This is a genomic window from Flavobacterium laiguense (assembly GCF_003097655.1).
GTDB classification, from domain to species: Bacteria; Bacteroidota; Bacteroidia; order Flavobacteriales; family Flavobacteriaceae; genus Flavobacterium; species Flavobacterium laiguense.
Window position 1 is genome coordinate 1 of sequence record NZ_QCZH01000025.1, and the last position, 24,675, is coordinate 24,675.

At 34.3% G+C, this 24,675-nt stretch carries 23 protein-coding genes; 10 read left to right on the forward strand and 13 right to left on the reverse strand.

The genetic code is table 11. The annotated features are described in order from the left end of the window. The first annotated feature begins 215 nt into the window (after positions 1-215). From DB891_RS15415 to nudK, 3 genes are read left to right on the forward strand one after another with little or no spacing between them, the layout of a single operon-like run. Positions 216-695 carry a Fur family transcriptional regulator gene (locus DB891_RS15415; protein WP_116764480.1) on the forward strand — a complete coding sequence of 160 codons (480 nt, stop codon included), beginning with the start codon at positions 216-218 and terminating at the stop codon, positions 693-695. An 18-nt stretch (positions 696-713) separates the two neighbouring features. Continuing rightward, entirely contained in the window at positions 714-1,985 is a 1,272-nt protein-coding gene (locus DB891_RS15420; RefSeq protein WP_116764481.1) for an adenylosuccinate synthase, read from the forward strand. A 56-nt stretch (positions 1,986-2,041) separates the two neighbouring features. After that, on the forward strand, positions 2,042-2,623 hold the full coding sequence (gene nudK / locus DB891_RS15425) for a GDP-mannose pyrophosphatase NudK (RefSeq protein ID WP_116764482.1): 582 nt from the start codon (positions 2,042-2,044) through the stop codon (positions 2,621-2,623). Positions 2,624-2,835: 212 nt separating this feature from the next. On the opposite strand, the gene DB891_RS15430 is transcribed toward nudK, so the two are convergent. Further along, positions 2,836-3,747 carry an AEC family transporter gene (locus DB891_RS15430; RefSeq protein ID WP_116764483.1) on the reverse strand — a complete coding sequence of 304 codons (912 nt, stop codon included), beginning with the start codon at positions 3,745-3,747 and terminating at the stop codon, positions 2,836-2,838. Positions 3,748-3,970: 223 nt separating this feature from the next. Between DB891_RS15430 and meaB the strand changes: the two genes are divergently transcribed. After that, entirely contained in the window at positions 3,971-5,059 is a 1,089-nt protein-coding gene (gene meaB, locus DB891_RS15435) for a methylmalonyl Co-A mutase-associated GTPase MeaB (RefSeq protein WP_223256122.1), read from the forward strand. Positions 5,060-5,141: 82 nt separating this feature from the next. On the opposite strand, the gene DB891_RS15440 is transcribed toward meaB, so the two are convergent. Continuing rightward, positions 5,142-6,083 (reverse strand): NAD-dependent epimerase/dehydratase family protein, encoded by a 942-nt coding sequence (locus DB891_RS15440; protein ID WP_116764484.1) that lies wholly within the window; start codon positions 6,081-6,083, stop codon positions 5,142-5,144. A 126-nt stretch (positions 6,084-6,209) separates the two neighbouring features. On the opposite strand from DB891_RS15440, the gene DB891_RS15445 reads away from it, so the two are divergent. The 3 genes from DB891_RS15445 to DB891_RS15455 are packed head-to-tail and all read left to right on the forward strand — an operon-like array spanning position 6,210 to position 9,170. After that, positions 6,210-6,923 (forward strand): glycosyltransferase, encoded by a 714-nt coding sequence (locus DB891_RS15445; RefSeq protein WP_116764485.1) that lies wholly within the window; start codon positions 6,210-6,212, stop codon positions 6,921-6,923. Beyond that, entirely contained in the window at positions 6,923-7,555 is a 633-nt protein-coding gene (locus DB891_RS15450) for a lipid-A-disaccharide synthase N-terminal domain-containing protein (RefSeq protein ID WP_116764486.1), read from the forward strand. Before DB891_RS15445 ends, DB891_RS15450 begins: the two co-directional genes overlap by 1 nt. Then, positions 7,536-9,170, forward strand: a complete 1,635-nt coding sequence (locus DB891_RS15455) for an ArnT family glycosyltransferase (RefSeq protein ID WP_223256123.1) — start codon at positions 7,536-7,538, stop codon at positions 9,168-9,170. The genes DB891_RS15450 and DB891_RS15455 overlap by 20 nt, the downstream gene beginning before the upstream one ends. Here DB891_RS15455 and DB891_RS15460 read toward each other — a convergent pair whose 3' ends face one another. From DB891_RS15460 to DB891_RS15480, 5 genes are all read right to left on the reverse strand, one after another. Then, positions 9,171-9,401, reverse strand: coding sequence for a hypothetical protein (locus tag DB891_RS15460; RefSeq protein ID WP_116764487.1), 231 nt, complete (start codon positions 9,399-9,401; stop codon positions 9,171-9,173). A 114-nt stretch (positions 9,402-9,515) separates the two neighbouring features. Beyond that, positions 9,516-10,424, reverse strand: coding sequence for a prohibitin family protein (locus DB891_RS15465; protein ID WP_116764488.1), 909 nt, complete (start codon positions 10,422-10,424; stop codon positions 9,516-9,518). A gap of 69 nt (positions 10,425-10,493) precedes the next feature. Beyond that, positions 10,494-11,876, reverse strand: coding sequence for an MATE family efflux transporter (locus DB891_RS15470; protein WP_116764489.1), 1,383 nt, complete (start codon positions 11,874-11,876; stop codon positions 10,494-10,496). 307 nt (positions 11,877-12,183) lie between these two features. After that, the gene (locus DB891_RS15475; RefSeq protein WP_116764490.1) at positions 12,184-13,983 is read right to left on the reverse strand and encodes a cytochrome-c peroxidase; all 1,800 of its coding nucleotides are present in this window, start codon (positions 13,981-13,983) and stop codon (positions 12,184-12,186) included. A gap of 1 nt (position 13,984) precedes the next feature. Continuing rightward, positions 13,985-15,427, reverse strand: a complete 1,443-nt coding sequence (locus DB891_RS15480) for an alkaline phosphatase PhoX (RefSeq protein ID WP_116764522.1) — start codon at positions 15,425-15,427, stop codon at positions 13,985-13,987. A 497-nt stretch (positions 15,428-15,924) separates the two neighbouring features. On the opposite strand from DB891_RS15480, the gene DB891_RS15485 reads away from it, so the two are divergent. Then, positions 15,925-16,755: a DUF6929 family protein gene (locus DB891_RS15485; RefSeq protein WP_116764491.1), complete on the forward strand. Its 831-nt coding sequence runs from the start codon at positions 15,925-15,927 to the stop codon at positions 16,753-16,755. 4 nt (positions 16,756-16,759) lie between these two features. Beyond that, positions 16,760-17,464, forward strand: coding sequence for a 3-ketoacyl-ACP reductase (locus DB891_RS15490; RefSeq protein ID WP_116764492.1), 705 nt, complete (start codon positions 16,760-16,762; stop codon positions 17,462-17,464). 72 nt (positions 17,465-17,536) lie between these two features. On the opposite strand, the gene mtaB is transcribed toward DB891_RS15490, so the two are convergent. Further along, the gene (gene mtaB, locus DB891_RS15495) at positions 17,537-18,865 is read right to left on the reverse strand and encodes a tRNA (N(6)-L-threonylcarbamoyladenosine(37)-C(2))-methylthiotransferase MtaB (protein ID WP_116764493.1); all 1,329 of its coding nucleotides are present in this window, start codon (positions 18,863-18,865) and stop codon (positions 17,537-17,539) included. Between the two features lie 639 nt (positions 18,866-19,504). Here mtaB and DB891_RS15500 point away from each other — a divergent pair. Beyond that, a complete protein-coding gene (locus DB891_RS15500) occupies positions 19,505-20,026 on the forward strand; it encodes a hypothetical protein (RefSeq protein ID WP_116764494.1) in 522 nt (173 codons plus the stop codon). A gap of 95 nt (positions 20,027-20,121) precedes the next feature. On the opposite strand, the gene DB891_RS15505 is transcribed toward DB891_RS15500, so the two are convergent. From DB891_RS15505 to DB891_RS15525, 5 genes are all read right to left on the reverse strand, one after another. Next, complete coding sequence (locus DB891_RS15505; RefSeq protein ID WP_116764495.1) at positions 20,122-20,934, reverse strand: Cof-type HAD-IIB family hydrolase; 813 nt, start codon at positions 20,932-20,934, stop codon at positions 20,122-20,124. A gap of 85 nt (positions 20,935-21,019) precedes the next feature. Further along, a complete protein-coding gene (locus DB891_RS15510; RefSeq protein WP_116764523.1) occupies positions 21,020-21,238 on the reverse strand; it encodes a putative signal transducing protein in 219 nt (72 codons plus the stop codon). Between the two features lie 73 nt (positions 21,239-21,311). Next, the gene (locus tag DB891_RS15515) at positions 21,312-22,028 is read right to left on the reverse strand and encodes a DEAD/DEAH box helicase (RefSeq protein ID WP_116764496.1); all 717 of its coding nucleotides are present in this window, start codon (positions 22,026-22,028) and stop codon (positions 21,312-21,314) included. 113 nt (positions 22,029-22,141) lie between these two features. Next, on the reverse strand, positions 22,142-23,305 hold the full coding sequence (locus DB891_RS15520; RefSeq protein ID WP_116764497.1) for a sigma-54-dependent transcriptional regulator: 1,164 nt from the start codon (positions 23,303-23,305) through the stop codon (positions 22,142-22,144). Positions 23,306-23,343: 38 nt separating this feature from the next. Beyond that, complete coding sequence (locus tag DB891_RS15525) at positions 23,344-24,660, reverse strand: ABC transporter permease (RefSeq protein WP_116764498.1); 1,317 nt, start codon at positions 24,658-24,660, stop codon at positions 23,344-23,346. Positions 24,661-24,675: the final 15 nt, after the last annotated feature.

The window sequence follows — 24,675 nt, forward strand, 5'->3', positions numbered from 1 at the left end:
AATTTGCCAGTTAATCTTTTAAATTTAATTGTTTTTTATCATAGAATGCGCTACAAGGTAGCTAGCTTCTATCCCTCACGCGCTAAACCACACGATTACATTACCCAAGAAACACTTATTTATCAAAATTTTTTCACTCTAAAAAAGAATTGAATACTAGAATTAAAAACTTTAATTTTTTATACATTTAAAATAAAAATTTATCTTTGCAAGATATGACACTCATTTCCACAGATAACATCAAAAATCAAGAGATTGTAAAAAATGTTTTTACAATGTATCTCGAAAACAAAGGACATCGCAAAACTCCTGAACGATATGCTATCCTTCAAGAAATATACGAAAGCGAAGAACATTTTGACATAGAGAATCTGTATCTCAAAATGAAAAACAAAAACTACCGTGTCAGTAGAGCCACCCTTTACAATACCATCGAATTACTCCTGGATTGTGCCTTAGTCCGCAAACATCAGTTTGGACAAAATCAAGCACATTACGAGAAATCCTATTTCGACAAACAACACGATCATATCATTATGACCGATACCGGTGAAGTGATTGAATTTTGTGACCCACGAATTCAAACTATCAAAAAAACAATCGAAGAAATTTTTGATATCGAAATCACCAATCATTCCCTATACTTATACGGAAATAAGAAAAAAGCAAACACAGAAAATACACAAGAAAATTAACTACAAATAAAACATAGAATGACTGTAGATTTATTATTAGGATTACAATGGGGAGACGAAGGAAAAGGTAAAATTGTTGACGTTCTTACATCAAATTATGATATAATTGCTCGTTTTCAAGGAGGACCAAATGCAGGTCACACTTTAGAATTTGACGGAATAAAACACGTTCTTAGAACCATTCCTTCAGGGATTTTCCACAAAACCGCAATAAACATTATTGGAAACGGAGTGGTAATTGACCCAGTAGTTTTTCAAAAAGAAATTGAAGGTCTTGAGAAATTTAATTTGGACATCAAAAGCAAATTAATCATTTCGAGAAAAGCACATTTAATCTTACCAACACACCGCTTACTGGATGCCGCTTCTGAAGCGTCTAAAGGAAAAGCAAAAATTGGTTCTACACTTAAAGGAATTGGGCCAACGTACATGGACAAAACCGGTAGAAACGGATTGCGTGTTGGAGACATCGAATTAGAAGATTTCGCAGACCGTTACAGAGCATTGGCTGACAAACACGAAGAAATGATTAAATTCTACGATGTTAATATTCAGTACAATTTGGCTGAAATGGAAAAAGAATTTTTCGAATCTATCGAAGAAATAAAAAAATTAGACTTCATTGATAGCGAAGAATATTTAAACCAAGCTCAAAAAGCAGGGAAATCTATCCTTTGTGAAGGAGCTCAAGGATCATTATTAGATGTAGATTTCGGAACATATCCATTTGTAACTTCATCAAACACTACAGCAGCTGGTGCTTGTACTGGTTTAGGAATAGCTCCAAACAAAATCAAAGAAGTATACGGAATTTTCAAAGCTTACGTAACACGTGTAGGTAGCGGACCTTTCCCAACTGAACTATTTGACGAAGATGGTTCTACCATGGCTAGAGTAGGAAACGAATTTGGATCGGTTACCGGAAGACAAAGACGTTGCGGATGGTTGGATTTAGTGGCATTAAAATATGCTGTCCAAATCAACGGAGTAACACAATTAATGATGATGAAAGGTGATGTCCTTTCTGGTTTCGAAACGTTGAAAATCTGTACAGAGTACAATTATAAAGGAGAAAACATTTCGCATTTCCCTTACAACATCGAACCAGAGAATGTGACTCCAGTTTTCAAAGAATTCAAAGGATGGCACCAAGATTTAACGGGTATGACCACTTACGATCAATTGCCTATTGAATTAAAAGAATACATCGAGTTCATCGAAAAAGAAGTAGAAGTTCCTATAAAAATTGTTTCTGTTGGTCCAGACAGAAAACAAACAATACTTAAATAATACAACTAACGCTCTGAGAATTCAGAGCGTTTTTTTTAGCACTCAAAATAATACTCATGAACAATCCAAAATACAAAATACAAAAAACAGAATTACTGTCTGACAACTGGTACATTCTGAACAAAGTTACCGTGGATTACCAAAAAAAAGACGACACTTGGGATACACAAGAACGCGAAGTATATGATCGAGGCAATGGAGCCGCCATTTTATTGTACAACAAATTAAAAGGAACGGTCATTCTAACTCGACAATTTAGATTACCAACCTATTTAAATGGAAACAAAAGCGGGCTGTTAATCGAAGTTTGCGCCGGATTACTGGATGAAGACAATCCAGAAGCTTGTATCATCCGTGAAACAGAAGAAGAAACGGGATATCGCTTGCGTTCGGTAAAGAAAGTTTTTGAATCCTATATGTCTCCAGGTGCCGTAACCGAAATTCTGCATTTCTTTGTGGGAGAATATGATTCCAGTATGAAAGTAAGTTCTGGTGGCGGGTTAGAGCATGAACACGAAGAAATTGATGTTATCGAAATCCCTTTTGACCAAGCTTATGTTATGATAGAATCTGGCGAAATAAAAGATGCTAAAACTATTATGTTATTGCAGTATGCTAAAATTCATAATTTGGTGTAATTTATATGACTATCCGCAATATGTCCCAAAGCGAAAAAATGGCACACAGATTGAGCGGATTTTACACAGATTTAAAACAGTCTGTTCAGCAAGTAAAAAATCAGTGTAAATCGGTATAATCCGTTTAATCGGTGGGCTAATATTTATGTTTAATAAACGATAAAATTATGACACAAAATGATTTTAGTCTGCTTTATGGATAACCATCTAACTTAAACATATTGCAATACGAAGTACCAAAACAGCAAAGTCAAAAATGAAATCGGTATTCCAAAACCAATCATCATGCTACTTAACCTTGGTTTTAATCCATAAGTAGAAGCCAATATGCAGCCCGTAATCATAGGTGCCATAGCCGATTCCATAATAGCGACTTCAATATCCTTACCATGCTGATGCAAGACCACCACATATAAGAAATAGATAATGGCAGGAGTTAAAATCAATTTATAAAATAAACCCAACCCTAAAAAATCCCAATGCATGCTTCGTTTTTCAAAACGCAATTGCAACCCCACCGAAAGTAATGCCAAAGGCGTCACTGCACTTCCTACCGACTTAAAGAACAATTGCCCCCATTCCTGAAAATCAAACTGCAAAACATTCATCAAACAAGCGATACAAAAAGTAATGAACGGAGGAAAAAAAGCAATCTTTTTGGCAATTTGAAAACTATTCAGATTCCCCTTAGAATAGACTGTAGCAACAAAAACGCCCAGAGTAGATAGTACCACAAAAGACCCTGGCTGATCTACTAAAATAGCTGTTTTCAAACCTTCTTCTCCATACAAAGCCTCAATTATCGGGAAACCCAAAAAAGAAGTATTACTAAGTCCGGCACAGATAATCAAACAACCCGTCAATTTTCGGGACCAACCGAATCTCTTTCCCAAAAGACTAAAAAAGAAATACGAAACAATAAACGCTATCCAAGCCACCCCAATAGGAAACAGCAATTGATTGTCCCATTTAATTTTTGGAATGTAATATAAAGCTAAAGCAGGAAGGCAGATATAGATGACTATCCAATTTAAAAACTTATGGGTGTTTTGAGGTATTTGCTTTATATTTTGCAATACAAGACCAAGGAATAAGCAAACAAAAATGAGAATAAAGTTGTTCATAATGTTACAAAGATATTCCGTTCTTTCTGAAATACCATTTTCATTTGCAAAATACTATTCTCAAAAACAATAAAAAACCAACTATCAAACCAGAACAATTCTATTTTTAGTATTTTTACTTTTCTTCCGAGAAAATATTTAAATTCTGGTTGTCAGGAACCCACTTTTTTATTTCATCGGTAGAATTTTTTTTTAATGTGGGTTTCAAAAAAACACTAAAATTTTGTCTGCTAAAAAACCAAATCCAAGCGCTTTACACGAAAAACCTGGAATTTCACCACCAGAAATGATCAGTCAAAGTGGCATGCAACATATTAAGTCAACTAGAAAAATTCAACCTTCTGCACAAGAATTGATTGACGGAATTTTAACTGGAGATATTACTTTATTGAGCCGAGCTATTACCTTAATTGAAAGTACAAATAGCATACATTTATCAAAAGCAAATGAAGTTATCAATGGCTGTTTGCCGCATGCCAATAAATCGATCCGAATAGGAATCACGGGGGTACCAGGCGTTGGAAAAAGCACTTTTATAGAAGCTTTCGGAAAATACTTGACGAGCTTGGGCAAAAAAGTAGCCGTTCTTGCAGTAGATCCAAGCAGTACGATCTCACACGGAAGTATTCTTGGAGACAAAACCCGAATGGAAGAATTGGTAAAAGACGAAAATGCCTTCATTAGACCTTCGGCATCAGGAGAGACTTTGGGAGGTGTCGCTAGAAAAACCCGAGAGACAATAACCCTTTGTGAGGCTTGCGGATTTGACGTTATCCTAATTGAAACCGTCGGTGTCGGACAAAGCGAAACTGCGGTACACAGCATGGTCGATTTCTTTTTATTATTAAAAATTGCAGGAGCTGGCGATGAACTCCAAGGTATCAAACGCGGCATTATGGAAATGGCAGATGCCATTGTTATTAATAAAGCAGACGGCGATAACATTAGAAAAGCACAGTTGGCAAAAGTAGAATTCAACAGAGCCTTGCATTTATTCCCAGCAAAAAAATCAGGTTGGATTCCCACTACCGCAACCTGTAGTGCCATAACTCAAGAAGGAATTGATGCAGTTTGGCAAACTATTTTAGATTATCTCGAATTGGTAAATTCAAATCACTATTTCTTAGACAAACGCAAAGAACAAAATCAATATTGGATGATGGAAACCATTGATGAACAATTAAAAAGTCATTTCTACAATCAACCGGCCATCATTCAACTATTAGATTCAACTAAAAAAGCAGTTCAAAATGATGAAATCTCACCTTTTGTTGCTGCTCAAGTTTTATTGGACAACTATTTTAAAAAATAATCATCTTTCAAAATAATACCTTAAAAAAAACTGCAAAAGTTGAATATACAGTTTTTGTAGTTTTTTAAATCAAAATGTAATACTATAAAAAATTATCTTGATACCATTGTACTTGCGCTTCTAATCCTTGATTCAAAGTTGTTTTAGGATTATAACCCAGTAATCTTCTGGCTTTGTCAATTACCGCTTTCGTTCTCAATTGATCTCCTGTCCTAGCCTCAACAATTTCAAGGTCTATTTTTTTATTTAAAATTTGCTCGACGATTTCAATACCTTGTTGAGTTGTATTTTCCTCTTCCGTTCCTAAATTGATGATCTCATTATTGACCAAATGTTCTGCACCAATAACACTAACCACCCCATCTACGATATCCTGAACGTACGTAAAGCTTCTCAAATGATGTTCACTTCCTTTATACAATGGAAAAGGAACATTATTAAAAGCATTGGCAATCAATTTAGTATACAACTTTTCCGGTCTTTCCCTTGGCCCATAAACTGAATACAGTCTCAAAGAACAGGCTTTTAGCTCTCCAAGTCTACTACTTTCCAAAACCAATTGTTCCGCAGCCAATTTAGTCACCCCATAATGAGATACTGGCGTTGGAGGAACAGATTCATCAAAAGTTGCATTCATACCATAAATGGATGAAGTAGCTATATTAACAAAAAGTGCTAAATTTTGATTCCTTAAAGCAAAATCAAGCAGGTTCTTTGTCCCAATTACATTGTTACTCAAGTAATCTTCAAAACTTGAAGTGGCTGAAATACCCGGTTGGGCGGCAAAATGAAAAATATAATCAAAATCGGTTGGTAACGCCTGTAGTTGCTCAGCAAACCTTAAATCTATTTTTTCGATTACAATACCTTTAGCATGCAACACATTAGCATTCAATTGCTTCAAAGACACATCATAATAATCCGAAAAATTATCCAAACCAACTACTTCATGTCCAAGAGATTGTAATCTTTCCGCGGTATGTGAACCAATATATCCAGCCGCACCCGTAACTAATATTTTCATGTTCAAAAATTTTATTCATAAAAGTAAGAATAAACATTGCTATCTTTAATAAATCAATTCAAGTTTTAATGAAATCTTAAGTTGTTCATTCACAAAATAAAATACTTTTACACAAACTATATAAATATGAATTTTGAATTAACCATCATCATACCCGTCTATAATGAGGAGGACAATCTTGACCGCGTGCATCAAGAAATGAAACAATTCCTAACCATTGCTAAAAAAAAGACAAAAATTCTATTTGTCAACGACGGTTCTAAAGACAACAGCCAATCTCTAGTCGAGAAAATCTGCAAAGACAACGAAGAGTTTACTTTTATTGCTTTCGAAAAAAACACTGGTTTAAGTGCAGCCATCAAAGCAGGTTTTGATTATACTGACACTCCTTGGGTTGGATACATTGATGCTGATTTACAAACTGCTCCGGAAGATTTTAATATTCTAATGGATTTTGCAGGCGAATTTGACCTTGTTACCGGAGTACGTTCCAACAGAAAAGATTCCTTTACCAAAAACATGTCCTCTACCATTGCCAATGGCATCCGAAGAGCCTTTACAGATGACGGCATGGACGACACGGGTTGTCCCTTAAAAATAATCCGAACGGATATGGCCAAGAGAATCCCGATGTTCAATGGCTTACACCGTTTTTTACCCGCTATGATTTTATTGCAAAATGGCAAAATTAAACAAACTCCAGTTCGACATTTTCCTAGAATAGCTGGACTTTCAAAATTCAATCTTTGGAATCGCTTATTGGGTCCCTTACAGGACTGTTTCGCTTATTTATGGATGAAGAAAAAATACATCAATTATAGTGTAGCAAAACAAGGGTAATGAATACTATTCTAATTTATTCCATAGGATTCCTTGCACAAATTTTGTTTTCAAGCAGAATGATTTTACAATGGATTATTTCTGAAAAAAACAAAAAAGTATTGACTCCTGTTTTATTTTGGGAGATTAGTTTATTTGCTTCCTTTTTGCTTTTTGTATATGGCTATTTCAGGCATGATTTTTCGATTATGCTAGGCCAAACCATTACGTATTACATCTATATTCGTAACATTCAATTGCAAAACGATTGGAAAAAACTACATGTCGTTTTAAGATGGTTTGTAATTCTTTTTCCCTTTTTCATAATTGGATACGGTTATAATAACAATGTGATGGACATGGATTTCTTGTTTAAAAACGAAAAGATTCCACAATGGCTGCTTTGGACAGGTATTGTCGGACAAGTCTTATTTACATTACGCTTTGTCTATCAATGGATTTATTCTGAAAAGAAAAAAAATTCTGTTTTACCATTGGGCTTTTGGATTATCAGTTTAAGCGGATCATTTATCATATTTATTTATGCCATAATTAGAAAAGATCCCGTGTTATTAGCTGGTCACGCTTTAGGATTAGTCATTTATACTAGAAATATAATAATCATAAAAAAGGATGTCAAAATTAATTCATAATTATACTTTCTGGCTTTTTATAGTAGCCTGTCTCATGCTTTTTCCACATTTAGATGTAATAGAAATAAACATCATGGAAGCTAGAAATTTCATTACCGCAAGAGAAATGGCAACCAATAATCATTGGATATTGACCACCATAAATGACTTACCACGTTATGAGAAACCGCCTTTACCAACCTGGCTAACGGCTGTTTCCGGAATTATTTTCGGTTTTGATAGTATTTATGGCATGCGCTTCCCTGTTGTATTAATTACATTATTACTTGTTTTTGGAGTTTATAAACTTTCTGAAAAATTAGGTTTATCAAAGCAACAAAACTTCCATAATGGACTTATCTTAATCACTTCTTTTTATATTTATTTTGCAGGAAGAGACAACCAATGGGACATGTACACCCATAGCTTTATGGTTGTTTGTATACTATTTTTATGGGATTTATTGAATGAACCTAAGAAACCTCTTTTCAATGCAGTTATGGCAGGATTGTTTTTTGGATTCTCTTTTTTATGCAAGGGACCAATTTCAGTTTATGCTTTATTACTACCGTTTTTAATTGCTTATGGATTTACCTATAAGTTTCAATTAAAAAACAAAAAAATGTACCTTTTGCTGATCCTTCTATTAGGCATAATTATAGGTTTATCATGGCCTTTGTATGTAAAATGGGTAGATCCTATAACCTACTTAAAAGTTACAAAGCTCGAAAGTGGAAGATGGGGGAATTACAACACCAGACCTTTTTATTATTATTGGAGCTTTTTTACCCAAAGTGGAATTTGGACCGTTCCAGCCTTAATCGCTTTAATCTATCCGTATTTAAAAAACAAAGTCTGCAATTTAAAAGCCTATCAATTTACGTTGATCTGGACATTAGCAGCTGTAGTTTTACTTTCGATAGTACCCGAAAAAAAATCTAGATATCTATTACCTGTTTTAATTCCGATGGCTTTAAATACTGGATTTTATATTGAATACTTGATTTCCAATTTCAAAAATATAACTTTAAAAAAAGAGAAAGGAATCGTTTATTTTGCCTTTGGACTTATCGGAATTGTTTGTATTGCTATTCCTGTTGGGATATTTATTAAAGTGAAAAACGAAATTGTAGGATTTGAATTTTGGTTGATTGGCTTAACTTTATCTTTATTGACCATAGGCTATGTTATATTCACAAACCTTAGAAATAAAAAATTTATAAAAGTATTCTATGCGATAATAGCCGTACAAGTAGCCGTAGTAGTTTTTGGAATACCATTTACCAAGCTTATTTTAAAAAATCCTGATTACGCTAGTGCGAAAGCAATTAGAAAAACAGAAAAAAGTTTAGGTGTTCGTACCTATGAAATAAATTCATTTACTCCCGAAATAATATGGGATTATGGGTTTAGCATGCCCATTCTATTAAATAAAGAAACCAATAAACTAAATTTACCTTTAGAAAATAAATTTGGTTTATTGGTTTCTGAAACAGATAGTATCGTTTCTAAAAAAGAATTTAAGAATTATAGTTTAAGAAAGGTTTCTTATATTGATATGAATCATATTCCAAAAGAATCAAAGAAACATAACGATCGATTAACGAGAATATACTATATCGTTACGAAGAAATAATTATTCCTTCTCGTAACGTTCCATTTCTCTATCATAAAATTCATTGGCAAGAACAATAAGTCCTTCCATTTCGGCATTCAATTCAGCTTCATCAAGATCTTCTGCTTCTTCTATAAATTCCACTTCATCGTCTTTCAGATTGATGATGAATCTGGGGTAATCCAAGTGAATGATGAAGATATCATCCGGAAAATCGGTATTGTCTCCTAGTAAAAATTTTGGTAATTCCATGTTTGTATTAATTTTAAGATATTAGATAATAGACAAATAGATAATAGATAAAAACAACATAACCTTTTAAGAGTCTATCATCTTTTTGTCTATTATCTACTTGTCTTCAAAAATTTATTTATCCGACAAAATAACGGGTGCATTTCCTTTTCCATTCATAAAAATAATTTTAGAATTTGGAGAAGCAGCCAGCTCTTTTTGCGCTTTAATTTGTTCGTATTGTAGTTGCTTATCTGTTAAGCCAAGAGAAATAATTCGTTGATAATCGGCAATACCTTGTGCTTCTACTCTTTTACGTTCGGCTTCTTGTTTTTCCTTTTGAAGTACAAACGTCATTTTTTGAGCATCTTGTTCAGCATTGATTTTACTTTCTATCGATGCTTTTACAGATATTGGCAGATTGATATTACGAATTAATAATTGCTCAAGAACCAAACCTCTACTTTTAAAATCTGCTTCAATACTCTTAAAAATTCGTTGTTGAAATTCATTCCTTTTCGTTGAATATAAAGCCACGGCATCATAATAAACAGCGTTATCACGAATACGGGTTCGAGTTACAGGACGAACAATTTTATCGGTATAATCTACCCCAATTTTCTTAAAAATCACTGGAGCATCAGTAGGTACCACGCGATACAAAACCGTCAGGTCAATAATCACTTCCAGTCCATCGTTGGACAAAACCCGAATAGCATCATCTCCTTCTTGAGCACCCTCACCATGAACAGCAGACATGGTATAATTTTGAGTTTGAATATCAAATTCGGTAATATCCAAAAGTGGATTTATAACATTCAAACCACTTTCTAGAACTCCAGATTCAACACTTCCATAAAGAGACTTTACTCCCACTTTTCCAGCATCAATTTGTTTAAACATAGAAGAAAAAACCCCCAAAGCAATTAGGACAAATCCAACAATCTTTAATAAACCGGCGAATTTCGAAAACGGATTGACATTATTGCTTAACGTAAATCCGAGAATCAATAAAATTATTCCAAGAATAATAAATAGTATCATTTTATAGTTTTTTAATTGGTACAGTGATTATACGAAGAAACCAATTATAAGTTACATTCTTACAAACACTTATTTTTCTGAATTTTCCAAAACTAGCTTTTTTGTCAAACGGGCAAACCGAATATACAAAAACAAAGCCGCTGCGGTCAACCCTGCCAAAAGACCTATCCAGATACCCGCTGCTTTTAAGTCGGTATATTTTCCCAGATAAAAAGAAATCGGAAAGCCAATCACCCAATAGGCCACAAAAGTAATGTACATCGGGATTTTAACGTCTTGCAAACCTCTCAAAGCACCCAAAACCACCACTTGAATCCCATCCGAAATTTGAAAAATAGCAGCAATCAGCAATAATTTTGAAGTAATAAAAATGATTTCCTTATTATCTAAAACCTGAGCGGGATCGTTCATATTCAAAAACAAATGTGGCAAATAATTATGAAACACAACAAAAATAAACGCAAAAAAAGCTTCGGTAATAATCGCCAATAAAAAGATGGATCGAGCCACGATAATTAAGTTTTTAAAATCAGACACCCCTTTGGAATGACTCACCCGAATCATTGCCGTAACACTCAAACCCATGGCTACCATAAACGTCGAGGAAGCCAATATAAGCGCAATTTGATTCGCCGCCTGACTATTTTTACCCAATGTCCCCGAAAGCCAGATTGCCGCGGTAAACAAAGTCACTTCAAACAACATTTGCATGGCCGAAGGAAAACCAAGTCCAATAATTTTTTTAACGATTGATTTTTTTATTTCTTTAAAAGTGAAATTTTTAAAATACTGCTTCATAACAGCATTGTGCTTCATCAGATAATGCATAAAAACCACCATCATAATTCTAGAAATCACAGTTCCCAAAGCAGCTCCTATAACGCCTAGTTTTGGGAAAATCCAAAAACCATAAATCAATACATAATTAAAAAAAACGTGCACCACATTAGCCAAAATAATCGAGTACATAGAATATTTGGTCAAAGACAAACCATCTGCAAATTGTTTGTATCCTTGATACATTACCACCGGAATTAAAGAAAAAGCAACCCAATCAATATAAGGTCCCGCAAGCGCTACCACAGCAGGAGGCTGATCCATAAAATACATTAATTGCTTTGACAATACCGTCAATATAAATAACGACACACCCAGAATGGTACACAACAACAATCCATGATGAAACGTAGTTCTGATTTTCTTATCGCTCTTTTCGGCATCAGCTTCGGCTATTAATGGTGTTATAGCTGTAGAAAAACCTATCCCTATGGACAAGCCTAAAAAGATAAAACTATTCCCCAAAGACACGGCTGCCAACTCGGTTGAACCCAAATTCCCAACCATATAATTATCTACAATACCTATCAAAGTGTGCCCCAACATCCCTAAAATTACGGGATAAGCCAATTTAATATTATACGAGAATTCTTTGGTGTATTGAGAGAAGTTCATTTTAATTTATTTTGGGCAAAGGTAATGAGAACCTTTTCAAATTAAACCATGAAATCGCCAAGATTCCATATAACAAACACTAATAAACAATGGTAATATCTCCCGACAGCTCAATGTCATTAAGTTAAGGTTTTATTTTCTCGCAAAGACGCTAAGTCGCAAAGATTGAAGCCTTTTCTTTGCGACTTAGCGTCTTTGCGAGAAACAAATTCAACAAAAGCCTTACATAAAATCCTAAACTTAATGATATTGCCGAAAGCTATCAGAATCCTAAAAAAAACAAACATTATCTACATATGAATGAATCTCAATAGCTCCCTTTTGTATCAGTCAAGGTCTTCATAAAAGCTATTAATTGTTTCTTTTCTAATGGTGTTAAATTCAACTTATCTTCAGGCAAAGTTTGGTTTGGTAAATTGAAACCCATACCGTTTCCTCCACCACCATTATAAAAATCAACCACTTCTTCCAAGGTTTCATACACTCCGTTGTGCATATAAGGTCCCGTTTTTTCAATATTGCGTATTGTCGGTGTTTTAAAGAAAAATTTTCTCAGTTCTGTTTTATAAACATCATAGCGCCCAAAATCAGCATCAATCTTAGGATTAATAGTGTCTTTAGTACTAGGTACTCCAATCAACTCTATTTCCGATTCTTTAAAGGTAGTTGGCACTAAACCATTAAAAACAGGAGCAAAATGACAAGTCGCACATTTTGCTTTCCCCATAAAAAGATTAAATCCATTAATCTCATCCTGAGTTAAACTATTCTCCATATTGCCAATATTTCTATCAAATTTAGAATTAAAAGGATTTAAAGACATAATGTAGGATGCGATCGCATTTCGGATAATATCATTAGAAACTTTTTCTTGATAGACTTTACTAAAGGCCATTTGATATTTTGCGTTTGTAGAGACCTTTTTCTCAACTTCATTTAAATTCAAATGAAACTCGTTTGGATTATTAATAACATCAACAATTTGAGCCTCTAAGCTACCTGCTCTTTTATCATGAAAAAAACCTTTCTGTAAAGCAGCGTAAAACAATGTAGGTGAATTTCTTTGGCCTCCAACTGGTTTTGCCAATCCATCTGTAAAATAGTGCTCTGCTTTATGGCAACTTGCACAGCTCATATTATTGTTTTTAGACAACGATTTATCTTCGAATAGCAATTTCCCTAAAGCTACTTTCTCTGCAGCTAACGGATCTCCATTTTGACCTGTAAAGTAACTTATATTAAATGTTTCTTTGCCAAACAAATTGGAAACCTCGTAATTTATAGCTTGCTTGAATGGAAAAACTACTTTCCAATCTAAAACGGTTTTGTTCCAAATTTCTAACCCTTTATGAGTGTGTGTTTTTATAAAAGAATATCTATTAAATGCATTGAAATTTCCTTTCAAATCATTTATGCTTAGATCTAGTTCTTCTTTCCACTCCATAAAAAGGGTATGATCTTTAAAATCCTTTTCGAATAATTGTAAAATAACTACTAAACTCTTATAAACTTCTTGACTTTCTGCCAATGAATTTTCTAAAGCAGGAGAATCAAAACCTGTTATTCCCGTTAAAGCCACTCTGTTTATGGCATCTCTAATGATCCATAAAATATGATGCTTTTTAAAAAATCTTAAAGAAGCATTTTCATGCAAAAACTTCAACTTTGCGCTTGTATTCAGCGCATGTCTATTAATAAGCGCCACATCATTTTCGTCATCCGAGAAAACAGCCTCTTCTAAAACTTGAAATCCCGTAGGCTTAATTATTTTCACGTCTGTAAAATCCTCTTCTTCAATCTTTAAAATATTGGGTTGATTTAAATAGTTATAATTTTCAGAATCTACAAAAGCCAGTATGGGTTCAGCCTTTTTAAAACACATTCTAGCCTTTAAAAAATAGGCTTTTCTTTCTTTAATAGTTTTAGAATTTACTAATGAATCCAGTGCCGTTGCAGATTGCAGTAAGGTTTCTTTATAATAAATCTCTAATTTTTCGTATGAATTAAGGTCTTTGTAACTTGATGCATCTTTACATCCTACAAAAACAGCAAAAAGGCTATATACTAATATAGCCTTTAAGTTAATGAATTTCAATATTTTAATCATACTATCTTTCTAAACCTTTTATAAGATGCAAAACACTTCCCTCTGTAACAGCTTTCGGACCTGCATCTGCTTTTGGATCTTTAAACCCTGGTTTTATCCAACCATGATTTTGGGTAATGATCAAGAAACTTCCTTCTACTCCAATAGTCTCAGAAACGTCAATCATACCAGTTACTTCCGATGCAATAGATGCCAATCCATAACCTGCTTTTTCAGCAGCTGTTTGATCGCATTCTAGCACTACCTTCAAGGCTCCTGTTTTTATATTGTACTGATACAAGTAAGCAAAATGCTTTTTATCTGCAGTATCAGGATAACCATTTGGATCTTCCAAAATATACAGATAATCTTTGGTAGCAACTACGTTATCTGGACTATGAAATTGCTTCGCTTTACCATCCAATTTATCGCCATCTAATACACAAGTAATCGTTGCTTTTGTAGGGTCATTTCCATTCAAAATTACTTTATAAATTCGACCGTAAACAGACCCTTTTCCTATTAAGGCTGTCTTTTTTCTACCTGTAACAGCAAAATAAATTTCTCTATTACTTTCTGCGGATCCTTTTCTGTAATCAATATCTTCAACCCTAGAGAATCCCATAATCCCTTTGGCTCTTGACTCACTTTCTAATCCATCTAAAGTTCGTTCGGAATATTCAACAAATTGGGCATCATAGCTTACGCCTTCTTTCATATCCATTTCAACATTTATTCCTGAAGCGGCTACTTTTAAACCATACAACTTTCCTGCATTTAAATCTCCTCTATTTCCCACATACATTGCTAATTGCCCTGAAGGAGTAGAATCATCACTGGTATCGTCACCAATAAATGCGACCGTTTTGTTTGGATACGCATCTTTACCTATAACTACAGCATTTTCTGCTGACCACTGCCCAAAAGAAGGCAACATTTTTGCAATTCCCGCAGTTTCAGCACTTTTAAAAGGATCAGTAGCAAAAACACCTTTAGAAGTACCATCCCATTCACCTCCCGAAAGGAAAAGCGGGCCAAAACCATGCTCTTCTGGAGTAATTAAACTCCCCGAACACTGGGCTGTTCCAGCTGTTGCAACCGCATTCAATATATATTCTCCTTTTACGGGTTTAAACGTTTTATCAAAAGTAACTCTAGCAATTGAATAAGCGGCTTCTATATTATTAATCAATGTGAAAGTACCATCTTGGTTTTTCATCAATCCCATTCCGTCTGCCATTGAACCATACACGAAATTTGGCGATTGAGTTAATACATCCTCAGAACTTAGTAAAGAAAAAATCTCTAATTTTTCAAAACCTTCCTTTTTTGATAAAAACACAGGTGTCTTCGATTGGTTTTTGGCCAAAACATCACTGTTAATAGGGTTTTCTTCTTCATTTTTATCATTGTTACACGATAGTAATGATGCTACTACAAGCATCGATAGAATACTTTTTTTCATTTGGTTATTTGTTATAATTTTCATCGCAAAGAAACCTCCATATTATAAACTGAAAATGAATTTAATATTATCAAAACTTAAATAAAAACTGACTAATTCAAAAAAAGGGAAACAATAATTTCACATGAAGTTTATTACATTCCCGTTTTTTAAAACTATTTTGACAAACAAAAAAAAAATCTAAACACTGTAATCCCTTTTCAAAACAAAATTCCAATTTTCCCTACCCAACTAAAAAGACTATTTTTGGGGAGCTCAATCCCCATAGACATCGAGCAATGTCATTCAGGTTAAAAGATTTTAGATTGAAGATTAACGATTGGTGATTTCTGATTTCGTGTTGGTAAATATAAGATTGTAGAGTTTACGGGATTTATCACATCTGAGATCAAAAATCGTTAATCAAAAATCAGCAATCATTTTATAAATTGTTTCTTAACCTTAATAACATTAAACTACCATCTGGGCTAGGGCAGTCATTTTCAAAACAACATTTCATGGAAAAATTCACACTCGAAATTCTCTTTCACATTATCGGAATTGGTTCTGCTTCAGGGCTCATTTACAAAGACAACAGTTTATTCATCATTGGCGACAACAGCGGATTTCTATACGAATACAGTATCGAATCCAAAAACCTGCAACGCCATGAAATCATAGAAAATGCCAAAGAAAATATTATAAAAAGTGAAAAAACCGATTTTGAGGCCATCACCCATTTTGGAGACAATCTCTATGTTTTTGGTTCTGGATCAACTGCAAAAAGGAATAAAATGATTCAAATCAATACGCTTGAAAAGGAAATAAGCACCAATGACCTAAATGATTTGTATGGAGTAATGCAAAGTTTCGGAGAAATAGAACCCGAGGATTTCAATATTGAAGGTGCAATTTACACCGGGGAAGAATGGTATTTATTCAATCGAGGTAACGGCAAATCAGCCAAAAATGTATTGTTTACCATCCAAGGCAAAAACTTGATTAACGAGTTCAATATCCTTTCTAACAACTACAAATTGCCCAAAATAAAAGGAGTGCGCAGCAGTTTTACCGATGCCATTTTGGTCGATAACAAAATTTATTTTTTGGCTACAGCCGAAGACACCGACTCTACTTACAATGACGGAGAAATTCTGGGAAGCCTTATTGGTAGCATCGATCTTGAAACCATGAAAATTGATTTCACCAAGAAAATCACCGAAACCCATAAATTCGAAGGACTGACTTTATTCAAAAATTCAAATGACAAAATTGAATTCCTGCTTTGCGAGGATAACGATACTGAGGTTCTAGAAGCCAATATTTACAAATTAACTTTAGAAAAATAAAAAAATGAACGACTTAAAAAATAAAAATGCCCTTATTACAGGTGCAGGAAAAGCCGTAGCCATTGCTTTGGCAAAAGAAGGAGTAAATGTAATTCTGGTTTCCAGAACACAGGAGGAAATAGATAGTGTGGCTACAAAAGCTCGTTCATTAAGAGTAAAAGCACTTGCAATAACCGCCGATGTTGCCGATATCAACTCGGTAAATACTGCTGTAGAAAAAGCTTTGGCCGAATTCAAAACAATCGACATTTTAATCAACAGTGCTGGAATTGCTGCTTTTGGGAAGTTTTTAGAATTAGAGCCTGCCGCTTGGGAACGCATCATTCAGGTCAACTTAATGGGAACCTATTATGTAACCCGTGCTGTTTTACCTAACATGATTGAAAGGCAAACCGGAGACATTCTCAATATTTCTTCAACTGCTGGATTAAGCGGAAATGCGCTCACCAGTGCTTACAGTGCTTCTAAGTTTGCTGTTTTAGGATTGACTGAATCTTTAATGCAGGAAGTTCGCAAACACAATATTCGTGTTACCGCTTTAACGCCAAGTACTGTAGCTACTGATATGGCGAGAGAATTAAAACTCACAGATGGCAATCCCGAAAAAGTAATGCAATCCGAAGATGTGGCCGAATTAATTATTGCTCAGCTAAAATTAAACCGACGTGTGTTTATCAAAAACAGCAGTATTTGGTCAACAAATCCATAATCATATTCCGTCATAAACAACAAAACCCCTTCATACAAAGGGGTTTTGTCGTTTTATAAGATCTTGGATTCTCTATACTAATTCAGTAATAAAATCCATTCGAACACTACCATCCTCATCAATTTTTGTCAAATTAATTTCATGCAAAGTGTTGACTAATTCTGGATTCCAAGGTGTTTTTACTTTTACGTAGTTTTCTGTAAAACCGTGAATGTAACCTTCTTTATTTTCACTTTCAAAAAGTACTGTTCTATTAGTTCCCAACTGACTTTCGTAAAAAGCACGACGCTTTTTAACCGATAAACCTCTTAGCATTTTGCTGCGTTTAGCACGAACATTGGCAGGAACTACACCTTCCATGGCTACAGCTTCGGTATTATCTCGCTCCGAATAGGTGAAAACATGTAAATACGAAATATCCATTTCATTCAAGAAATGATAGGTTTCCAAGAAATGCTCATCGGTTTCACCAGGAAATCCAACAATCACATCCACACCAATACAGGCGTGTGGCATTACTTCTCTAATTTTATTCACTCGTTCGGTATAGACTTCGCGCAAATAACGACGCTTCATCAATTTCAAAATACCATTGCTTCCTGATTGCAACGGAATGTGAAAATGCGGTACAAAAGTTCTACTTTTAGATACAAATTCTATCGTTTCGTTCTTCAATAAATTAGGTTCAATAGACGAAATTCGCAATCTTTCGATTCCTTCTACTTCATCCAAAGCTTGAACTAATTCCAGAAAAGTATGTTCGTGTTTTTTATTCCCAAATTCCCCTTTTCCGTAATCTCCAATATTTACACCTGTTAGAACAATTTCTTTGATGTTTTGTTTTGAAATCTCATACGCATTCTTCAATACATTTTCCAATTCATCACTTCGTGAAATTCCACGTGCCAACGGAATCGTGCAATAGGTACATTTATAATCGCAACCGTCTTGTACTTTCAAGAACGCACGAGTTCTATCGCCAATCGAATAACTACCTACATAGAAATCGGCTTCGGCAATCTCACAGGAATGCACTTCTCCAAAATCATTCTTCGACAAGTCATTAATATAATCAGCAAGTTTGAATTTTTCGGTTGCCCCAAGAACTAAATCCACACCATCTACATTCGCCAATTCCTCTGGTTTCAATTGCGCATAACAACCTACCGCAGCGACAAATGCTTTGTCGTTCAATTTCATCGCTTTGCGTACTACTTGTTTGAATTGTTTATCGGCATTCTCTGTAACCGAACAGGTGTTGATTACGTACATATCGGCCACTTCTTCAAAATCGACACGATCAAAACCCTCATCTTGCAAATTACGAGCGATGGTTGATGTTTCAGAAAAATTCAGTTTGCAACCAAGCGTATAAAAAGCGACTTTTTTTCTATTTTCCATAAGATAACTCAATTAATGAAATCGTTGTCAAAAAATTGAGAATGCAAATTTACGAACAATATTCTACATAAAGAAATCTGTAAAATTCTAGTTTCAAAAATTTTTTTTCAAAAAAAAAGATCAAAAGACTTCCTTTTTTTAAAACCTACGTCCTTAATTCCTACCAATAAAAATTCTAAACTGTAAAATTATTTTTTCTCAAGAGAAATATTTGCATTTTAAAAAACCTAATTGAATGGTTTAAAACTAGGTGCCATCATTATTTAAAAGCTGACAAATAGTTAAAATAATATCACTCAAATTTTGTTCCTATCTATTAAAGTTATAAATTCACACCTCCAAAAACAACCGATTAAAATCAGCTTTATCACTACCATATGGAGTTAATTTTACAGAACGTAAATATATTCCGATGTTTAGCTACTTGCGAAAATAATCAAATATCAGCATATATTATTTTATAGTTGAACTTCTTTCACAAGAATTTAAAAACTATACAAATCAAACCTTTTTAAAACCAACAAATTATTTCAGTTCAATAAAAATTGAGGTAAATAATTGTGTTTTTTGAATAAACAATAATAAATGGGATAGCCGAAAACCATAAAGAGTAGGTTAATAATAAAGAAAAAACAAAAAATGAAATCATTCTACCTCACAATCTCCCTACTACTCATTACCCTTTGCTCACAAGCTCAAAATACACCAACCATTGCTACTAAAAATCCTTTTCCAACAATTAGTACTTTGACTGCTTGGGCGAGTTACAATTCACAAGAAAAATTCAACCTTGACATCAGAACACTTGGCTTTAAATTTGAAGAAAAATCAGTTGAGACTGCCTCAACTTCCTATACTTACATTCGTAAAGTATCGATTGACAACATCAATTACACCGATAGAATTGTATATCGAATCGCTAATGACAACTCGGCAAGTATTATTTCATTGGTAACCGCTTCAACCGATTTGGTTTCTTTTTACACTCCACAATTGGCGGGATACAAAACAGGAAAATGCGATAATGAAATGTCTAAAGACAAAAAAACAACCTGTACTTGTTATGACAACGGTAATTTTAACATAGATGTTTGCGACGAAAGAGTAAAACTTACTATGGGTGATGGAAACAATTATTTCATTTCGGTAGCAAAGAAATAAGAGATGCACTTCAGTGCATATCAACAAAAATTCCATAAAAAAACCGTCTCATTTTTCAAATGAGACGGTTTTTTTATGGAATTTTTTGAATAATCTTAATTTAAGATATAACGTTTTATTACCTCGGCAACACCGTGATTATTATTGGATGCCACTATAACATCGCCTTTATCACGTAATTCAGGAGTCACATTATCTACCCAAACACCCAAACCTGCATATTCTATCATCGTCAAATCATTACCTGCGTTACCGACAGCAATAATTTCACTTTGATGAATATCTAATTTTTTGGCTAGAATTTTCAAACTATTGGCCTTGTCAATACCATTCTGAGCTACTTCCAAGAAAAAAGGTTTTGACATCGAAACACTCAAATGCGGCATGGCCAATTTCAAATCATCCTCTACTGTTTTGAGATAAGAAGGCTCTTCCAATAAAATACATTTCACGGCATTCGTTTTTACAGCTTCCTTAAAACTAGCCACTTTATTGTGCTCTAAACCCGTAATATGCTTTTCAACTTCAATGTATTCCGAATCGGTTTCGCTTACAATGGCATCATTTATATAGGTAATGATATGCGTTTTGCTCTTCAAACTGTAGTCATGCAATTCATGAATTTGTTCTTTGGTCAAGGTTTGTTCAAAAAGAATTTTATCTTCTTTCAAATCGGTAATTACGGCCCCATTATAAGAAATCATGAATGAATTATAAAAATCCATTTTCAATTCTTTGGCGTAAGCGGTCATTGCCGAAGTTGGTCTTCCTGAGGCCAAAATCACATAAACCCCCATTTCTTGGGCTTTAAAAATCATCGCTGCATTCTCGTCTGATATGGTATGGTCGTCTGTCAACAACGTGTCATCCATATCCAAAACAATCATTTTGTATTTTGTTTGCTTCATTATATAAAATTATTCCATTACTGAAAAACCTCGAAACTAAAACAAGCCTCAAGGTTTTTCAAAAGTTAAAGTCGAATTTCTTTAACTAGATACTCAACCTAAATTCTTCGATAACAGGGTTTGCTTTTGCAAAATCCGTTTCTTGTATGAAAACCTCAACAGCTGAGTCTAAGTTTGGAAAACCCGACATTCTAGCCGATTGAATATTGTTTTTAATTGAAGTTTCTACTCCCGCAGCTTCAATTTTTTCTTGTAAAGCCAAAGCTAAAATTTCACTTCCCGAAAACACTTTCATTAATCCCATGATATTACTATTTTTAAATGTCATCTATTTTCTTAATACTGTAAACTAAAATCTGCCTTCTGCAATCTAAAAACTATTCCTCTTCGTCCTCTAGATCTTCTTCCTCCTCAAAATCATCACCTTCTTTTCTTTCAGAATTTTCTTCTTCTTCAAGATCTTCCTCATCCTCATCATATTCTTCATCAAAATCAAAGACAAAAGGTTCCAATAACATTTTCTCAGCCAAAATTTCTATTCTTTCCGTAAGTTGTTCCGAGAAAATAATGCGTTGTGTTTTTGTAATACTATTCGAAATACGCATAATTTTTGTTTCGTGACGCAATTTCAAAATAGGATCGGCATCATCCAGAATGAACATTTTCAGTCGGTTTACATTGTAACCTGCTGTGGTAAACATTTCACTCAATTTATTTGGTGTTCCGATAAGCACATCGATTCCTGTTGAAATATAATTTTTATCATATTCCATATCGCCTTTATCGTGTACCCCATAAACTTGAAGATCGGTATATTTTCCGTATTTTTCAAAAAGTTCTTCCATCTCTAAAACCTTGGCTTTGTCTTCTACAATAATCAAAGCACGCGGCGATTCTTCGGTTCCATTAGCCAGTTGCTGAATCACATTCAGCACAATAGTTGTTGATTTTCCTGAACCTTTTGGCGCAATAATAATGGCATCAGCACCGCTTTTTAGTGTCGAAAAAGTTTCTTTTTGCATCTCATTAGCCTCTGTTAAACCATTTTCAACTAGACCTTCTTGCAATTTTTCGTTTATTTTTTTTAGTTTCATTTTTATTGTTTTTACACGAAGATTCACCAAGTAAAAAGAAGATTCACGAAGATTTAATTTAAAAATCACTTTGTGTCTCTTTGCGTCAACTTTGCGAATCTTTGCGAAATAAATTATTTACTTGCAAAAGCTTTGACATCACTTTCGGAAATTTCATTTCCTCCAAGGATGATCAAGCGTTCCACTACATTTCTTAATTCTCTAATATTCCCAGTCCAATCGTATGCTGCCAATAAATTAACGGCATCGTTAGAGAAATGTTTAACGGCATTTCCTTGTTCGGCAGCAATTTGTGTTGCAAAATGCTCAATCAAAACCGGTATATCCTCACGCCTATCATTCAACGATGGTACATTAATCAAAATTACGGCCAAACGATGGTACAAATCTTCCCGAAAACGGCCTTCGGCAATTTCGGTTTTTAAATTTTTATTGGTTGCTGCGATAACACGAACATCGATTTTAATATCATTGTCTGCTCCAACTCTTGTAATTACACCTTCCTGCAAAGCACGCAATACTTTGGCTTGAGCCGATAAGCTCATATCACCAATTTCATCTAAGAAAATCGTTCCTTTATTTGCCACCTCAAATTTACCCAAGCGATCTTTTACGGCCGATGTAAAAGCCCCTTTGACGTGACCAAACAACTCGCTTTCAATTAACTCTGTTGGTATTGCAGCACAATTTACTTCTACCATTGGCGCATTAGACCGATCGCTTTTATTGTGCAATTGATGGGCAACCAATTCTTTTCCGGTACCGTTTGGCCCAGTAATCAACACTCTCGCATCCGTCTTAGCTACTTTTTCAATCATCACTTTTACCTGATTGATTGATTCGCTATTCCCAATTATTTCATGCTTTTTACTGACTTTTTTCTTTAAAATTTTATTCTCTACAACCAGCTTTTTTTTATCTAGTGCATTTCGAACCGTATTCAACAATCGATTCAAATCGGGTGGCTTTGAAATATAATCAAAAGCGCCAAGACGCATGGTATTGATAGCCGTTTCCATATCACCATGACCGGAAATCATCACTATCGGAAGTTCGGAATCTATTTTCTTTGCGGCTTCCAGCAATTCCACGCCGTCCATACGAGGCATTTTTATATCACATAGAACTAAATCATAGTCGTTATTTTTAATTTTTTCAAGTCCCACAACACCATCTTCGGCCACCTCAACTTGATAAGACTCATTTTCTTCAGACAGTATGCTAACTAATACTCTTCTGATTGCCTCTTCGTCTTCTATAATTAGAATTTTTGACATAAATAACTATTTAAGTTTTGCTTTGTAGCGTGAATCTATTAATATTTCAACCATCTATACAATTCTTTCCATGTTGGCTTTTTGCCATACATCAAAATACCCACTCGGTAAATTTTGGCAGCAAACCAAACTACTCCAAAAAATGTAGCAAACAACAAAGATACGGAAATTGCAATTTGCCACCACGGCACTCCAAAAGGGATGCGCATTAGCATTACAATAGGAGACGTTAAGGGAATCATAGAAAAAACCACAGCAATGGTACCATGAGGATCATTTATAACCGTAAAAAATCCAATATAGACACTTAACATCAATGGCATAATGATAGGTAAAAGAAATTGTTGCGAATCGGTTTGATTGTCGACCGCTGCACCAATAGCCGCATAAAAAGAACTATATAGAAAATATCCTCCTATAAAATAAATGATAAAACTGATCAAAATACTGGCTATAGGCAAATTCCAAAGTTCTTTGATATACAATTGAGCCGTTCCCGAGAATTCTTGCTGGGCAGCATGCATTATTTCTGGAGAAACTCTAGAGGTAGGCCCTATATTCACACCAAAAAATGCTGATGCAGCAAACATTAAAGACAAACCAATAACAGTCCAAATTAAAAATTGAAGCAAACCCGCCAATGCTGTTCCTATAATTTTCCCCATCATTAATTGAAATGGTTTTACCGATGAAATGATAATCTCAACGATACGGTTGGTTTTTTCTTCTATGACGCTTCGCATGACCATATTCCCATAAATGATTATGAACATCATGATCAGATAACCAAAACCACCACCAATTGCGATTTTTATTTCATTCAGTCCTATGATACTTTCTTCCCCTGAGGCTTTTGACAGACTTATATTGATGTCTGCCTCAGCATTTTTAATCGCCAAAGTATCCAAATGAGCTATTTCCAGATTCGATTTTGTCAACTTGTCCGCAATAACGGCCTGAGTCTTTTCAATAAAAACAATACTTGGACTACTATTGGATATGAACTCGATTTTATTTTCTAAATCTTTGTTCGTTTTTGTTTTGGGTATATAAAGCAACCCTTCATAGTTTTCATTGGTGATACTATCTTTAAGAAACTGCATGTCAACGGTAGATAAATCCAGATATTTGTATTCACTGTTTTTATCATTTTGAGCCACAAACTCATTGACAAACAAACCTGATTCATCGTGAATTGCAATACGTTTGGTATCCGCTTTCATGGAGCTTAAGTAGGCTACAAACCCCGCAATACCAACAAAAAGCAACGGACTTAAAAAAGTCATAACAATAAAAGACTTATTGCGAACTTTGGCAATAAACTCTCTTTTTATGATTAATGAAATTATACTCATTTCTTGATTTTAGAT